This is a genomic window from Duganella sp. Leaf126 (assembly GCF_001423125.1).
Classification (GTDB): Bacteria; Pseudomonadota; Gammaproteobacteria; order Burkholderiales; family Burkholderiaceae_D; genus Rugamonas.
Genome location: NZ_LMNW01000023.1, coordinates 480437 through 495384, shown reverse-complemented (window position 1 = coordinate 495384; position 14948 = coordinate 480437). Strand labels below are relative to the sequence as shown.

The following is a 14948-nucleotide window of genomic DNA, read 5'->3' as shown; positions in this document are numbered from 1 at the left end:
TACGCGGCGACCTCGGTTACAATGGCGCGGCTTGCTGCCAGCGTTGCGCCGCCATCTTACTGGCGCTACCTTGCCTGAACCTTGCCCTCCATTCCCGATACCGCCATGGCGCTGCTGATAGTTGAAGACGACCGCGAACTCGCGCATGGCTTGTGCAGCTCCCTGGCGCAGTCGGGCTACAGCGCCGATGTCGCGGCCGACGGCCGGGCGGCCATCGCCGCCTGCGCCGCCGCCAGTTACGACCTGGTGGTGCTCGACCTGGGCCTGCCCGACCTGGACGGCCTGGAAGTGCTGCGCCGCCTGCGTGCCGGCGGCCTGGCCGCACCGGTCCTGATCCTGACCGCGCGCATCGAGCTCGACGACCGGGTGTCCGGCCTGGACGCCGGCGGCGACGATTACCTGGCCAAGCCGTTCGAGCTGCCCGAACTGGAGGCGCGCATCCGCGCGCTGCTGCGGCGCGGCGCGCCGCCGGTGTCGGGTATCGCGTTCGGCGATATCGAGTTCGAACCGGCCACGCGGCAGGCCAGCGTGCGCGGACGCGCGCTGGGACTGACTGCCGCCGAGGCCACCGTGCTCGGACTGCTGCTGCGCCGGCCGGGCAGGGTGGTCAGCAAGTCGCAATTTCTCGACCAGCTGTACGACCATGCCGAAGAAAAAAATCCTGCGATGATCGAAGTGTTCATCAGCCGCCTGCGCCGCAAGCTCGGCGATGCGCAATCGGTCACCACGATCCGCGCCCTGCGCGGACTTGGCTACCGTATCGAGGCCGGCGATCATGGCCGATAGCGGCAAGCCGGTGCGTCCCAGCCTGCGGCGCCAGCTGCTGCTGCATCTGGCGGTGCCGCTGCTGCTGGTGCTGGCGCTGGGCGCCGTCGGCGGCATGGCCATTGCGCGCCAGGTCGGCAATGTGGTGCACGACCGCTGGCTGCTCGATTCGGCCATGACACTGGCCGCGCAGGTGAAAGCGCACAACGGCCGGGTCGCGCTGGCGCTGCCGCCGGCGGCGATCGAGGTGCTGGAGTGGGACCGGGTGGACCGCATCTACTGGCAAGCCTCGTCCGCCGCCCAGGGAACCCTGCTGCGCAACGCGTCGCTGCCGCCGCCGCCGCGCGCGCTGGCCCCCAACAAGCCGTTTTATTACGACACCCTGCTGCAGGGCGCCGCAGTGCGCGTGGTCGCGCTCGAACAGCCGGCGCCGGGCGGTATCCACGACACGGTGCGCATCCTGGTCGCCGAGACCATGCAAAAACGCCAGCAGATGGCCGCCACGCTGCTGGCGCAATGGGCGCCGCTGCAGGTGGCCGTGCTGCTGCTGGCGGGCGCCTTCATCTGGCTGGCCGTGACCCGCAACCTGCGCAAGGTCGATGCCATTGCGGCCAGCCTCGGCGCCTATGACGCCGACAGCCTGGTGCCGGTGGCCGATACCGACCGCATGCCGGTCGAGATCGAGCCGCTGACTACCGCGATCAATCGGCTGATCCGCAAACTGAGCGAGGAGCAGGCATTGCAAAAGCGCTTCATCTCGAATGCGGCCCACCAGCTGCGCACGCCCTTGGCTTCGCTGCAGCTGCAAACCCAGCGCGTGCTGCGCGAGCGCGATCCGGTCAGGCACAACGACGCGCTGGGCGATGTCGATCGCGCCGTCGGTCGGCTGCACCATGTCACCGAGCAGCTCTTAACGCTGATGCGCTCCGAGCGCGAAGGCGGCAAGCATCTGCGCCAGGTGCCGGTCGATCTGGCTGCCATCGCCCGGCGCGAAGTGGAACGCTGGACCGACAGTGCACTGGCACGTGACATCGATCTCGGTTACGAGGGACCGGATGCGGACGTGATGCTGGCCGGCGAGCCGCAACTGCTGGGCGAACTGCTGGCTAACCTGATCGACAACGCCATCCGGTACAGTCCTGCCGGCGGCACCGTGACCCTGAGCCTGGAACGGCAGCCGCTGCGGCTGGTGGTGGAAGACGACGGTCCCGGCATTCCCGAGCACGAGCGCTCGCTGGTGCTCGAACGTTTTTACCGCGGCAGCCACAGTGAAGCGGCGGGCGGCTGCGGTCTCGGTCTGCCGATTGCGCGCGAGATCGCAGCGCGCCATGGCGCACGCCTGCGCATCGAGCCCGGTGTTGGCGGGCGGGGAACCCGGGTGGTGGTGGAGATGGCGGGCAGTGCGTTGTTGCTTTGAGGATGCAAAATGTTGGCATTCCTGCATGTGTCTCCTATTATATGTCTTATATAAGACCTGTTGAGGTACAATAGCGGTCGGGACGGGCACGTTGGCCTGCTTCCTTCCGCTATCCACCCTGAATGAGAGTTTTTCATGCTAGCTGCCTACCGCCAGCACGTTGCTGAACGTGCATCCCTCGGGATCCCTGCGTTGCCCTTGTCCGCCGCCCAGACTTCGGACCTGGTCGAACTTCTCAAGAACCCGCCAGCGGGCGAAGAAGCATTCCTGGTCGACCTGATCACCAACCGCGTACCGGCCGGTGTCGATGATGCGGCCAAGGTCAAGTGCGCGTTCCTGGCCAGCGTGGCCAAGGGGGCGGAAAGCTCGCCGCTGGTCTCGCGCGAGCTGGCCACCCGCCTGCTTGGCACCATGCTCGGCGGCTTCAACATCAAGCCGATGATCGACCTGCTCGACGACCCGGTGGTCGGCGCCATCGCTGCCGACGGTCTGAAGAAGACCCTGCTGATGTTCGACTACTTCCACGACGTCAAAGAGCTGGCCGACCAAGGCAGCGCGCGCGCCAGGGAAGTGATCCAGTCGTGGGCCGACGCCGAGTGGTTCACCTCGCGCCCGGAAGTGCCGCAAAGCCTGACGATTACCGTGTTCAAGGTCACCGGCGAAACCAATACCGACGACCTGTCGCCGGCGCCGGACGCCACCACCCGTCCCGACATCCCGCTGCACGCGCTGGCGATGCTGAAAAACCCGCGCCCCGGCATCAACCCGGAAGAGCCGGGCAAGGTCGGCCCGCTCAAGCAGCTCGAGGCACTGAAGGCCAAGGGCCACCTGGTGGCCTACGTCGGCGACGTGGTCGGCACCGGTTCCTCGCGCAAGTCGGCCACCAACTCGGTGCTGTGGTTTACCGGCGAAGACATCCCGTTCATTCCGAACAAGCGTTTCGGCGGCGTGTGCCTGGGCACCAAGATCGCCCCGATCTTCTACAACACCATGGAAGACGCCGGCGCACTGCCAATCGAACTCGATGTGACGCAGATGGAGATGGGCGACGTGGTCGAGCTGCGTCCGTACGACGGCAAGGCGCTCAAGGATGGCAAGGTCATTGCCGAGTTTCAGGTCAAGTCGCCGGTGCTGTTCGACGAAGTGCGCGCCGGCGGCCGTATTCCGCTGATCATCGGCCGTGGCCTGACGTCCAAGGCGCGCGAGGCGCTGGGCCTGCCCGCATCGACGCTGTTCCGCCTGCCGCAAAACCCGGCCGACAGCGGCCGTGGCTTCTCGCTGGCGCAGAAGATGGTCGGCCGCGCCTGCGGTCTGCCGGAAGGCCAGGGCATTCGTCCCGGCACCTACTGCGAACCGAAGATGACCACCGTCGGCTCGCAGGACACCACCGGCCCGATGACCCGCGACGAACTGAAAGACCTGGCCTGCCTGGGCTTCTCGGCCGACCTGGTGATGCAGTCGTTCTGCCACACGGCCGCCTACCCGAAAGTGGTGGACGTCAAGATGCACCGCGAACTGCCGACCTTTATCGAAAACCGCGGCGGCGTGGCCCTGCGTCCCGGTGACGGCGTGATCCACTCGTGGCTCAACCGCCTCTTGATGCCCGACACCGTGGGCACCGGCGGCGACTCGCATACGCGCTTCCCGATCGGTATCTCGTTCCCGGCAGGTTCGGGCCTGGTGGCGTTTGCCGCCGCCACCGGCGTGATGCCGCTCGATATGCCGGAATCGGTACTGGTGCGCTTCAAGGGCACGATGCAGCCCGGCGTCACCCTGCGCGACCTGGTCAACGCGATTCCGCTGTATGCGATCCGCCAGGGCATGCTGACGGTCGATAAAAAGGGCAAGAAGAACATCTTCTCGGGCCGCATCCTGGAAATCGAAGGCCTGCCGCAGCTGAAAGTGGAACAGGCGTTCGAGCTGTCCGACGCCTCGGCCGAACGTTCGGCTGCCGGCTGCACGGTGCACCTCGACAAAGAGCCGATCATCGAGTACATGACCTCGAACATCACGCTGATGAAGTGGATGATCGCCAACGGCTACCACGACCAGCGCACGCTGGAGCGCCGCATCAAGGCCATGCAGGCCTGGCTGGACAAGCCCGAGCTGCTGGCGCCGGACGCCGACGCCGACTATGCTGCCGTGATCGAGATCGACCTGGCCGACATCCACGAGCCGATCGTGGCCTGCCCGAACGATCCGGACGACGTCAAGACCCTGTCCGACGTGGCTGGCGCCAAGATCGACGACGTGTTCGTCGGCTCGTGCATGACCAACATCGGCCACTTCCGCGCCGCGTCCAAGGTCCTGGAAGGCAAGTCCGACATCCCGGTGCGCCTGTGGATCGCGCCGCCGACCAAGATGGACCAGCAGGTGCTGACCACCGAAGGCCACTACGGCACCCTGGGCCGCACCGGCGCGCGCATGGAAATGCCGGGCTGCTCGCTGTGCATGGGTAACCAGGCGCAGATCCGCAAGGGCGCGACCGTGATGTCCACGTCCACCCGCAACTTCCCGAACCGCCTCGGCATCGAAACCAATGTGTACCTGGGTTCGGCCGAACTGGCGTCGGTCTGTTCGCTGCTGGGCCGTATTCCGACCCGCGAGGAATACCTGACCCACACCGGCGTGCTCGATGCGAATTCGGCCGACATCTACCGCTACATGAACTTCGACAAGATCGAGGAATTCAGCGCGGTGGCCGATACCGTCAAGGTGGCCTGAGCTTCGGTCCAGGCAGCGTCCCGACACCCCAACCCGCCCGCGCGGCAGGTTGGGGTTTTTTTATGGCCGCCGGCTCAGAATTGAAGCCGCGCGCGAAGTACTGGTTGGCCTTGCCGTCGCCGGCATGCTGGGTGAGCGGCCCCCGGGCAGGCGACTGTTGCGCAATTTGGCAACGGTCAACCATGCCCTGGCTCCGCCATGACCGTGCGCACCATGACGGTACCGCGACAGCAAATAGACTGGGACTTCCTGTCAACACGCTGTCATTCACCTGGAGCCGTCATGCCCACCTCATTCGATCCGTTCTGGCTGTTCAAAATGCCCTTCTCGGGTGACGTCATGCCGCGTATTAACTCTCCGTGGTTCTCGCCGACGTTTAACTTTGCCGGTGACGCCAGGGTCGAAGACCGCGTGGTCTCGGAGGTGGCCAGCTACGGCCGGCAGATCGGCTGGCTCAACGACCTGGTGGTCAAGCTGGTGCAGGGAGAACAGCCCGATCCCGACGTCCTGGCCAAGGTGACAGCGGCGATGCAGGAGATCGAGCAGATCAAGCAGGCGCAGGCGTCATCGTTGTTGCGCGCGGCGGTCGAGGCCCTCGACCAGCTCGCGGCCAGGGAACCGGCGCTGTATCGCCAGCTGCTGCAGCGCCGCGAGGGCAGTGCCGGGGCTTGAGCTGCCGCAGTGTCGGTAGTGGTCGCTCAGGCCGCCGGGGCCGCAGCAGCCACGTCCAATACCCACATCACGCCGTAACGATCCTTGAGCATGCCGTACAAGGGCGCCCACGGCGACGCCGCCAGCGGCTGGACGATGGTCGCGCCCTCGCTCAGCTGCTGCCAATACCCGGTAATCTCCTCCGCGCTGTCGCCGCGCACGGAAACGTAATAGGCGTTCTGGCCCGGATCCCACGGCATGGCTTCGGGCACATCGAACGCCATCACGCAAAAGCCGCTCTCGGCCGTCACCTGGCCCCAGATGATCTGGTCGGCTTGCGCCGGATCGTGGGCCATGCCGGCCTCGCCATAGCTGACCAGCGTCAGCTGCCCTCCGTAGACGGCGCGGTAAAAGCCGAGCGCTTCGCGTGCTGTGCCGCGCAGGTTGATGTGGGCGACGGATTTGATAGACATGCAAGTTTCCTTTATGTGAAGCCGATGCTTTGCGGCAACCGGACAGGGTAATGGTCGAGGCCGGTGGTACTATATCGGCCCCTGCTGCCAATTACTGTCAGTTGCCATGTCGCGATCCGACCGTCTGATCCGCCTGTTGCAGGCCTTGCGTACCCTGCCTGCACCGGTGACGGCGCAGCGGCTGGCGCGCGACACCGGCGTTTCCGTCCGCTCGATCTACCGCGACATCGACAGCCTGCGGGCGAGCGGCGCCGACATCGGCGGCGAGCGTGGCTACGGCTACTCGCTGGTCGAGGACGGCAGCCTGCCGCCGCAGATGTTCAATCGGATCGAGATCGAGGCGCTGGTACTGGGTTTGTCCGAGGTGCGCCACATGGGCGACCCGGCGCTGGCCGCAGCGGCTGCGGCGGCGCTGGCCAAGGTGGCCGCCACCCTGCCGTCGCTGGGACAGCAGCAGCTGCTGCACGCGGTCTCGCAAGTCCATCGTATGACGCCGCGCTATCTGCCGGCGGCAGTATTGGACCTGGTGCGCGAGGCGTGCTGGCGCGAGCAGGCGCTCGACATCACGTACCAGGACCGCGCCGGACAGGTCAGTGCACGGCGGATCTGGCCACTGGCCATCGTGTATCTGGACCGCATGCTGGTGGTGCTGGCGTGGTGTTGCCTGCGGCAGGGATTTCGCAAGTTTCAAGTGGCGCGGCTGCAGGCTGCGCACGCCACGACCGACAGTTTCCGTCCCCGGCGCGCAGCCCTGTTGCGCGACTACCGGGCGCAACTGGCGGCCGAGGCGCAGCAGGCATCACCGCTACCAGATTAAAAAGGAAAATTATGTTGTCGAAAAATGTCAAAGGCTGGTGCGCCTGCGCAGCAGCCGCCACCCTTTTCTTTTCCGGCGCCGACGCCATGGCCGCCGAGAGCAGTGCATCGCCGCTCACCGTCGGCGGCGCCATCCGTTTTAATTATGTCTATAAAAGCTGGCAGGACGAGTACCGCAGCGGCTTCTTCGGCCTCGACACCGCGCGGCTCGACCTCAACTATGACGACGGCACGACCATCGGCTCGGCCCAGTATCGCTACAACCATTTCCCCAAGGGGCAGGGCGGCTACTGGCAGCATTTCCTGCACCACGGCTGGATCGGCAGGCGCTTCGATGACAAGAGCGAGCTGCACGTCGGTCTCGACAAGAACCTGTTCGGCCTGCAGCCGTATGCGTCGAATAATTTCTACGAGTCGATCGCGTTCTACGCCGGCTTCGAGGACAAGTACGACCTCGGCGTGACCTACCTGAGCAAACCCGGCCCGGTCGCATGGCAGCTGGGCTTTTATCCGCGCGACGGCGGATCGTACGGCGGCGGCAGCAATACCGCGCCGTCCGCCAACCGCTACTCGTACAACATCGTCGCCGACGACGACGCCCAGGGCTTCGGCACCGGCCAGCGCGATACCGAGCGCAACACGCTGATCGGCCGCGTGGTGGTCAAGCTCGGCGACCACGACCAGCACGAACTCGGCGCGTCCGCCTTGACGGGCGAGATCCGCAACCAGGCGCGCGCGAATGGCGCCGTCGACACCCGCCGCAATGCCGTGGCCGTCCACTTCAAGGGCACATCGGGCCCGGTCGCGGTAATGCTGCAGGCGCTGCGCTACGACTACCATACCAGCCACGAGGCGAACCAGACCTACGGCGGCCTCGATGCCAACAGCTTCGTCATCGTCGGCGGCTTCGGCTACCCGTTCCCGGTGGCCACCAAGGGCGACATCTACATCGCCAACGCCAGCTACGACATCGGCGGCAAGATCGGTCCGTTCAGCGGCTTCAAGGTCTACAACGATTACAGCATGCTGCACAAGCGCGTCGGCCACTACCAGGACTCGGCCCAGAATGTCACGGGCCTGAGCTTCTCGGCCGGCAAATGGTCGTTCTCGGCCGACTTCATGCTCGGCAAGCACCATCCGTATATCTCACCAGACTTCGGCGGCCTGGCATCCACCTCGGCCGAGCATCCCGGCTATAGCCGGCGCATCAATGTGCAGGCGGGTTATTACTTCTAAGGTGTCTGGCGCACACGCGATGCGCTTGCACCCAACCGCAAATAGTGCAAATATGCTGCATATATGATGTCAGTTTGATGCGGGGGAGTTGCCATGCTGGTGCGGGAGAGCGACACGATGCCTGTGTTCGACCGGGACTTCGACAGTTTTCTGGTGTTTCTCAACGGGGAAACCAGACGGCCCGCGATTTCCCCCAGGAGTTTCGCGCGGGCATTCAACTTTGACCTGCAAAGCCTGGCTGCGGCTGCGCGCGTGCATCGCAATACCATCACGCGTGCGCCCGAATCGGAAAGCGTTCAACGTTATTTACGGGAGTCTGTTCGCGTGGTCCGCGCAGCGGCAGACGTTTCACATAGCATTGAAAAAGCCATCTATTGGTATCGGAATCATCCTATTCCGACATTCGACTATAAAACCGGCCAGCAACTCATTTCCGAGGGGCGAACCGACGATGTGGTGAAGTATTTACAGTCGCTGCGTCAGGGGTTTTCCGGATGAAGATGGTCGCCCTGGCCTGTCATGCCTTTCGCGTACACGATCCGAAGTGGGCGTTTGCGCCAACGTCTGGTGCGGGCGCAGCCCGGCATGGTGGCCGCGCAAACCGTCCCGGTATTAACGCGCTCTATCTGTCGCTCGAACTGGAAACTGCCTTGGCCGAATACCGGCAACTCGACGCGCTGATCGCGCCGGCAATGATAGTCAGCTACCAGCTGAAAGCTGACCCTGTAGTCGACTTTCGCGGAGGTTACGCCGAGGGCTGGGATCCGATCTGGCAGGACTTCGGCTGCGACTGGCGACGCATGGTGTTCAATGACAGGATCGAGCCGCCGTCCTGGGTGATTGGCGACCTGGCGGTGGCGGCGGGCGCCAAAGGCATATTGTTCGACTCCGTCATCGCCGCCGGCAGCAACCTGGTCCTGTACACGCACTTGCTGACGGCAGGCGACGTGATACACCCATACGACCCTGCGCGTAGCCTTCCACGTGATCAGGCCTCCTGGCTTTAGGAGCTTCCCTTCAATGTAGCCCGCCTGCTGCGTGCTGCACCTTCCCCGCGCGATACCCGGCCAGCCATGACCGTGCGCGGTTGGCGTCTGCCGCGTGGGAGTATTTGCCCTGGGAGTTCAAAAATACCATCACCGTCGGCCGGTTGTTGACCAGCGTGTAGAGCACCATGCAGCGGCCGGCTTCCGAGATGTAGCCGGTCTTTTGCAGGCGGATGCGCCAGTTGGCGCTGGCCGTCAGGCGGTTGGTGTTGTGGTACACGCTGGTGCTGCGGCCCTGGCGGATGCTGAACTGGTGGTCGGTCGAATATTGCCGGATCATGGCGTGCTTTTCGGCGGCGATCACCAGCCGCGCCAGGTCGTTCGGGGTGGAGACGTTGGCGCTCGACAGCCCGGTCGGCTCCACGTAGCGCGTGTTGCGCATGCCCAGCGCGCGCGCCTTGGCGTTCATCGCCGCCACGAAAGCGCGGGTGCCGCCCGGGTAGTTGCGGCCGAGCGCGGACGCTGCCCGGTTCTCAGAACTCATCAGTGCCAGATGCAGCATGCTGGCGCGCGGCAGCGTGGTGCCTACCTGCAGGCGCGAACTCGAATACTTGAGACGGTCGACGTCGGCGCTGGTCACGGTGAGCTGCTGCGTCATGCTTTGTCCGGCGTCAAGCACCACCATGGCCGTCATCAGCTTGGTGAGCGAGGCGATCGGCATGACTGCATCCTGGTTTTTCTGATACAGCACGTCGCTGGTGGCCGGATCGATGATGACGACCGCGCTCGAGCGCAGCGCGGCCAGGTGCGTTGCGCTCGGCGCTGTTGCGGCCGCCGCCTTGGCCATTCGGCGCTGGTACACCGGCTTCGACGCCGTGACCTGCTGCGCCTTCACCTGCCGGGCCTTGTTCCGCTGGGCCCTGGCCCGGCGCACCTTGACCTGCCTGGCCTCGGCCTGCCGGGCTTTCACGCGCTCGACCTTCACCCGCTTGACCTTGCCCCGATTGCCCCTGACCTGTTTGGCCTTGATCGCTGCGGCCTTGGCCGGGCGGGCCTTGGCCTGTCTGGATTTGACCGCCTGGGTGGATGTCGACGCATGGGCGGCGCTGGCCGCGAGCGCAGGGGAGGGCGCTTGCAGGCCGACCAGGCCACCGAGCGTCAACAGCGACGACAACAACAGGGACTTCAGTGATTTCATGTTTTTCATGCAGCGGCATCCGGGCTGAAACGACGTGCGGATGGTAGGCAAGCACACTTAGCTGTCACTTAGTGGATGGGCGCCCGGCGCCGCGCGCCCGCTGTGCGGTCGCGGCGACGGCGATGCCGCTACAATAGCCGGCATGCGGCGCTGGGTGGCGCGGAAATCGAAAGGATGTCATGCGGGTACTGCTGGTGGAAGATGATGACATGATCGGCAACGCGGTCCAGCAGGCGCTGCGCGAGGCCAGTTATGGCGTCGACTGGGTGCGCGACGGCGACGCCGCGCTCGATTCGCTGGCCTGCAACCCGTACCAGATGGTGCTGCTCGACCTGGGGCTGCCGCGGCGCGACGGCATGTCGGTGCTGCACACGCTGCGCGGCGCGGGCCGCGGCGTGCCGGTGCTGGTGCTGACCGCGCGCGACGCCACCGAAGACCGGGTGGCGGGCCTGGACGGCGGCGCCGACGACTACCTGGTCAAACCGTTTGCGCTGTCCGAGCTGCTCGCGCGCATGCGCGCGGTCACCCGGCGCCAGGCTGCCGCCGTCGGCCCCAACCTGGGCAACGGCGTGATCGCACTCGATCCGGCCACCCACGAGGCATGCCGCGACGGCCGCCAGGTACGCCTGACCGGGCGCGAATTCGCGCTGCTGCAGGCGCTGATGGTGCGGCCCGGCGCCATCCTCTCGCGCAGCGAACTGGAAAACCGCATCTACGGCTGGAACGAGGAAGTGGAGAGCAACGCGGTCGAATTCCTGATCCATGCGCTGCGCAAGAAACTCGGCGCGGACGCCATCAAGAATGTGCGCGGTGTGGGCTGGATGGTGTCCAAGCCGGCATGAATACCTCGCTCCAGTACCGGCTGTCGGCCTCGATCGCGCTGGCCGTGGTGCTGATGGCCGGCACCGCCGCCCTGTTCACGCTGATCGCTTCGTGGAACGACGCCCACATCGCGCAGGACAAGCAGCTGCGCCAGATCGCCCACCTGATCGGCCGCCTGCAAACCGGGCCGGTCACGCTGGCCGCGCGGCAGAAAATCAGCGGCATCACGCTCGACGAGCGCATCGTGGTGCGCTTCCTCAACCCCACGCCGGGCGAACCGGAAGCCTACGACGGGCTGCCGGTATTTGCCACGCCGCTGCTGGACGGTCTGCAAACGGTGGAGCTGGACCAGGACTCGTGGCGCGTGTTCGTCCGTACCGACGGCAACGGCGTGCGCCTGGCCGTGGCCCAGCAGACCCGGGTGCGCAATGCGGTGGCGATCAACAACGCCGTGCGCGCACTGATCCCGTTTGCGCTGCTGGCAGCGCTGCTGCCGCTGCTGGTGCACTGGCTGATCCGCAAACTGTTCGGGCCGTTGCGGGTGCTGGCTGCCGAGGCGGGCGCCCGCGCCCACGACGATCTGCGCCAGCTCGACGCCGCCGGCTTGCCGGACGAGGTGCAGCCGCTGGTGGCCGAGATCAACCGCCTGCTGACGCGGGTGAATGCGGCCATGCAGGCGCAGCGCCGCTTCGTGGCGGACGCCGCCCACGAACTGCGCTCGCCGCTGACCGCGATGTCGCTGCAGACGGAGCGGCTGGCCGCTGCCGACATGCCGGACGAGGCACGCCGCCGCATGCAGACCCTGGCGGCAGGCTTGCAGCGCACGCGCGCCATGCTCGACCAGCTGTTGGCGCTGGCCCGTTCGCAGCAGGGGGCGCCGGAAGCTGCCGGCGCTGCTGGTGCTGGTGCTGCTGCCGCCATGGCGGTATCGCTGCAGCAGGTGGTGCGGGCCGTGATCGAAGACCTGTATCCGCTGGCCGAGCAGCGCGCCATCGATCTCGGGGTGCTGAGCGGCGACGATGCGCTGGTGGCGGCGCCGCCGCTGGCGCTGACCATGCTGGTGAAAAACCTGGTGGACAATGCCCTGCGTTACACCCCGCCCGGCGGCCGTGTCGATGTGTCGTTCCGCAGCCATGACGGCGGCGTGGAGCTGATCGTCGATGACAGCGGTCCCGGCATCCCGCAGCCGGAGCGCGAACGGGTGTTCGACGCGTTCTACCGCATCCTGGACGGTAGCGAGAATACCGGGTCGGGGCTGGGCCTGGCCATCGTCAAGGCGGTGGCCGACAAGGCCGGCGCCGCGGTCAGGTTCGACCAGGCGCCGCTGTCGGCGACGGGACTGCGGGTCATCGTGGCATTTCCCGCGGTGGCCGGCGCTAGGCCGCCAGCTTGAACACGCTGACCGCCTGCGCCAGGGTGGCGGCCTGTTGCTGCAGCGCGTCCGCTGCTGCCGCCGCTTCTTCCACCAGGGCGGCGTTCTGCTGCGTGACGCCGTCCATGTGACTGATGGCGGAACTGATCTGGGCGATGCCGTCGGTCTGCTCCTGTCCGGCGACGGTGATCTCGGCGATCACCGATGTCACCCGCTGCACGCTGGCCACGACATCGCCCATGGTCGCGCCGACCACGGCGGCCAGCTCGCTGCCGGAGGCGATACGGCCGACCGAATCGTTGATCAGCACCTTGATTTCCTGCGCTGCCGTCGCCGAGCGCTGCGCCAGGTTGCGCACCTCGGTGGCGACCACCGCGAAACCGCGCCCCTGCTCGCCGGCGCGCGCTGCTTCCACGGCCGCGTTCAGCGCCAGGATATTGGTCTGGAACGCGATGCCGTCGATGGTGGCAATGATGTCGACGATCTTGCTCGACGAGGCACTGATCGCCGTCATGGTGGTGACCATTTGCTCCACTGCCTGACCGCCCCTGATGGCGATCGCCGAGGCGTTGTCGGCCAGCTGGCCGGCCTGGTTGGCGTTGTCGTTGTTTTGCTTGACGGTGCTGGTCAGCTCTACCATCGATGCTGCCGTTTCCTCCAGCGCGCCGGCCTGCTGCTCGGTGCGCGAAGACAGGTCGAGGTTGCCGGTGGCGATTTCGGTCGATGCTGCATGGATCGCCACCGTGCCGTCGCGGACCCGGCCCACGATGCCGGACAGGTTGTCCTGCATCTGCCTGAGCGCATGCAGCAAGTCGCCGATTTCGTCGGTGGTGTCGGCCCGCACCTCGGTGCGCAGGTCGCCTGCGGCAACCGTCTGCGCCACCGAGACTGCCGCATACAAAGGCAGCGTAATGCTGCGGATCAGCCACACCACGGTGCCCGAGCCGACCGCCAGCACCAGCGCCAGCGCCACGACGATGGTCAGCGTGGCGCGCCGGTGCGCGGCCGCATTCTCGGCTTCGATCTGGTGCGCGACATCCTGCGCCTCCTTGCCGATATGGGCGACGATGTCGTCGATCTTGCGCTTCGGTTCGCGGTCCATGCCCTTTACCAGCGCATCGACCTTGTCGGCCGGTGCGGCCTGGGACGGGTCGAACTGCTGCAATGCCGTCAGGTAGCGGCTGGTCAGGGTTTCCTGGGTGCGCTGTGCATCGGCCACCAGCGGTGTGGCAATACCGAGCTTGTCGAGCAGGGTCCCGAGGCGCGCCAGTTCCGCATGGGTACTCTCACCGCTTTTGACAAACGCCGCGCGGTACTTGTCGAATGTTTCGGGATTCTTGCCGCGGACCAGAATATTCTTCCATTCCTGGACCTGGATCTTGAATTCCACCTGCGCGCTGCGCGCCGCATCGCTGGCCTGGCCCATGGCCACCAGGCGCGCCATCGCGGCACTGGCGCGGGTATTGCCGGCGTCGAGCGCACGCCAGCCGACCCAGCCCACGATTAACAAGGCGATGAAGAAGAGGCCGGAGAGTAATCCGAGCCGGACACCGATTTTGAGATTGCCGAATTTCATACGTTTACCGTTTTCATGAAGACTTCAAAAACGGCGGGGGCGGTGCCGGGAGGGCGCCTGGGGTGAGCCCAGACCTCCCGAGTATAAGGCATTTCCCTACGAAAAGTATTTCATCACGAAACAATGGCTGTGGCCTACAACAGCCTGCCTGACAGCCAACGGGCAGCTCAGCCGATAGCCGCCTCGTAGCGTCGCGCCACGTCGTCCCAGTTGATGATGTTGAAGAACGCGGCGATGTAGTCGGGACGGCGGTTCTGGTAGTTCAGGTAGTACGCGTGTTCCCAGACGTCGAGGCCGAGGATGGGCGTGCCGCCCGAAAGGCCGACGAATTCGCCCATCAGCGGGCTGTCCTGGTTGGCGCTGTTCTCCACCAGCAGCTTGCCGTCCTTGCCCACCGTGAGCCACGCCCAGCCGCTGCCGAAGCGGGTCTGCGCGGCCTTGGTGAACAGGTCCTTGAAGCGGTCGTAACCACCGAGGTCGGCGTCGATGGCGGCAGCGAGCTTGCCGGTCGGCTGGCCGCCGCCCTTGGGACTGAGCACGGTCCAGAACAGCGCGTGGTTGGCGTGGCCGCCGCCGTGGTTGCGCACGGCAGTGCGGGCCGCTTCGGGCAGCGCGCCGATATCGCGGATCAGGTCCTCGACGGCTACCGGCTCGATGCCGGCGTCGTTGACCGCGTTGTTCAAACTGGTGACATAGGTCTGGTGATGCTTGTTGTGGTGGATTTCCATCGTGCGCGCGTCGAAGTGCGGCTCGAGGGCGTCGTATGCGTACGGCAGGGGAGGCAATTCGTAAGCCATCTGGAACTCCTTTCAGGCAAGGCAAGCGTTTATGGTGCTATCGACAATACCAGAATCGCTGCGGCCCTGCCGTCTGCCTGGTCACCCGTGTGCCGCATGGTAAGATTGCCCTTAC

At 65.8% G+C, this 14948-nt stretch carries 14 protein-coding genes; 10 read left to right on the top strand and 4 right to left on the bottom strand.

What is annotated here, in order from left to right; genetic code table 11:
- The first annotated feature begins 105 nt into the window (after nt 1-105).
- The 4 genes from ASF61_RS13280 (at nt 106) to ASF61_RS13265 (ending at nt 5578) form a co-directional block, all read left to right on the top strand.
- Nucleotides 106-786: a response regulator transcription factor gene (locus ASF61_RS13280; protein ID WP_056156531.1), complete on the top strand. Its 681-nt coding sequence runs from the start codon at nt 106-108 to the stop codon at nt 784-786.
- The gene (locus ASF61_RS13275; protein WP_229205841.1) at nt 776-2182 is read left to right on the top strand and encodes a sensor histidine kinase; all 1407 of its coding nucleotides are present in this window, start codon (nt 776-778) and stop codon (nt 2180-2182) included. Before ASF61_RS13280 ends, ASF61_RS13275 begins: the two co-directional genes overlap by 11 nt.
- A gap of 135 nt (nt 2183-2317) precedes the next feature.
- A complete protein-coding gene (locus tag ASF61_RS13270) occupies nt 2318-4906 on the top strand; it encodes a bifunctional aconitate hydratase 2/2-methylisocitrate dehydratase (RefSeq protein WP_056156529.1) in 2589 nt (862 codons plus the stop codon).
- Between the two features lie 282 nt (nt 4907-5188).
- Entirely contained in the window at nt 5189-5578 is a 390-nt protein-coding gene (locus ASF61_RS13265; protein WP_056156527.1) for a hypothetical protein, read from the top strand.
- A 26-nt stretch (nt 5579-5604) separates the two neighbouring features.
- Here the strand turns inward: ASF61_RS13265 and ASF61_RS13260 are convergent, their stop codons facing one another.
- Nucleotides 5605-6030, bottom strand: a complete 426-nt coding sequence (locus ASF61_RS13260; protein WP_056156525.1) for a VOC family protein — start codon at nt 6028-6030, stop codon at nt 5605-5607.
- 106 nt (nt 6031-6136) lie between these two features.
- Here ASF61_RS13260 and ASF61_RS13255 point away from each other — a divergent pair, with 106 nt between their 5' ends.
- From ASF61_RS13255 to ASF61_RS13240, 4 genes are all read left to right on the top strand, one after another.
- Nucleotides 6137-6847 (top strand): YafY family protein, encoded by a 711-nt coding sequence (locus ASF61_RS13255; RefSeq protein ID WP_056156522.1) that lies wholly within the window; start codon nt 6137-6139, stop codon nt 6845-6847.
- 11 nt (nt 6848-6858) lie between these two features.
- Nucleotides 6859-8082 (top strand): hypothetical protein, encoded by a 1224-nt coding sequence (locus tag ASF61_RS13250; protein ID WP_056156520.1) that lies wholly within the window; start codon nt 6859-6861, stop codon nt 8080-8082.
- Nucleotides 8083-8175: 93 nt separating this feature from the next.
- A complete protein-coding gene (locus ASF61_RS13245) occupies nt 8176-8580 on the top strand; it encodes a hypothetical protein (RefSeq protein WP_056156518.1) in 405 nt (134 codons plus the stop codon).
- A 2-nt stretch (nt 8581-8582) separates the two neighbouring features.
- Complete coding sequence (locus tag ASF61_RS13240; protein WP_229205839.1) at nt 8583-9089, top strand: RES family NAD+ phosphorylase; 507 nt, start codon at nt 8583-8585, stop codon at nt 9087-9089.
- Between the two features lie 10 nt (nt 9090-9099).
- Here ASF61_RS13240 and pbpG read toward each other — a convergent pair whose 3' ends face one another.
- On the bottom strand, nt 9100-10266 hold the full coding sequence (gene pbpG / locus ASF61_RS13235) for a D-alanyl-D-alanine endopeptidase (RefSeq protein WP_056156514.1): 1167 nt from the start codon (nt 10264-10266) through the stop codon (nt 9100-9102).
- A 179-nt stretch (nt 10267-10445) separates the two neighbouring features.
- On the opposite strand from pbpG, the gene ASF61_RS13230 reads away from it, so the two are divergent.
- Together ASF61_RS13230 and ASF61_RS13225 are read left to right on the top strand one after the other, a co-directional pair.
- Nucleotides 10446-11108, top strand: a complete 663-nt coding sequence (locus tag ASF61_RS13230) for a response regulator transcription factor (protein WP_056156511.1) — start codon at nt 10446-10448, stop codon at nt 11106-11108.
- On the top strand, nt 11105-12481 hold the full coding sequence (locus tag ASF61_RS13225) for an ATP-binding protein (protein WP_056156508.1): 1377 nt from the start codon (nt 11105-11107) through the stop codon (nt 12479-12481). Before ASF61_RS13230 ends, ASF61_RS13225 begins: the two co-directional genes overlap by 4 nt.
- Here ASF61_RS13225 and ASF61_RS13220 read toward each other — a convergent pair.
- Both ASF61_RS13220 and ASF61_RS13215 read right to left on the bottom strand, forming a co-directional pair.
- Nucleotides 12465-14036: a methyl-accepting chemotaxis protein gene (locus ASF61_RS13220; protein WP_056156506.1), complete on the bottom strand. Its 1572-nt coding sequence runs from the start codon at nt 14034-14036 to the stop codon at nt 12465-12467. The genes ASF61_RS13225 and ASF61_RS13220 overlap by 17 nt on opposite strands.
- 167 nt (nt 14037-14203) lie before the next feature.
- A complete protein-coding gene (locus ASF61_RS13215; protein ID WP_056156505.1) occupies nt 14204-14833 on the bottom strand; it encodes a superoxide dismutase in 630 nt (209 codons plus the stop codon).
- Nucleotides 14834-14948 lie beyond the last annotated feature (115 nt).

Coding starts and splice junctions, on each gene's coding strand:
- ASF61_RS13280 (WP_056156531.1), top strand. CDS start 106: ATGGCGCTGCTGATAGTTGAAGACGACCGCGAACTCGCGCATGGCTTG.
- ASF61_RS13275 (WP_229205841.1), top strand. CDS start 776: ATGGCCGATAGCGGCAAGCCGGTGCGTCCCAGCCTGCGGCGCCAGCTG.
- ASF61_RS13270 (WP_056156529.1), top strand. CDS start 2,318: ATGCTAGCTGCCTACCGCCAGCACGTTGCTGAACGTGCATCCCTCGGG.
- ASF61_RS13265 (WP_056156527.1), top strand. CDS start 5,189: ATGCCCACCTCATTCGATCCGTTCTGGCTGTTCAAAATGCCCTTCTCG.
- ASF61_RS13260 (WP_056156525.1), bottom strand. CDS start 6,030: ATGTCTATCAAATCCGTCGCCCACATCAACCTGCGCGGCACAGCACGC.
- ASF61_RS13255 (WP_056156522.1), top strand. CDS start 6,137: ATGTCGCGATCCGACCGTCTGATCCGCCTGTTGCAGGCCTTGCGTACC.
- ASF61_RS13250 (WP_056156520.1), top strand. CDS start 6,859: ATGTTGTCGAAAAATGTCAAAGGCTGGTGCGCCTGCGCAGCAGCCGCC.
- ASF61_RS13245 (WP_056156518.1), top strand. CDS start 8,176: ATGCTGGTGCGGGAGAGCGACACGATGCCTGTGTTCGACCGGGACTTC.
- ASF61_RS13240 (WP_229205839.1), top strand. CDS start 8,583: ATGGTCGCCCTGGCCTGTCATGCCTTTCGCGTACACGATCCGAAGTGG.
- pbpG (WP_056156514.1), bottom strand. CDS start 10,266: ATGAAATCACTGAAGTCCCTGTTGTTGTCGTCGCTGTTGACGCTCGGT.
- ASF61_RS13230 (WP_056156511.1), top strand. CDS start 10,446: ATGCGGGTACTGCTGGTGGAAGATGATGACATGATCGGCAACGCGGTC.
- ASF61_RS13225 (WP_056156508.1), top strand. CDS start 11,105: ATGAATACCTCGCTCCAGTACCGGCTGTCGGCCTCGATCGCGCTGGCC.
- ASF61_RS13220 (WP_056156506.1), bottom strand. CDS start 14,036: ATGAAATTCGGCAATCTCAAAATCGGTGTCCGGCTCGGATTACTCTCC.
- ASF61_RS13215 (WP_056156505.1), bottom strand. CDS start 14,833: ATGGCTTACGAATTGCCTCCCCTGCCGTACGCATACGACGCCCTCGAG.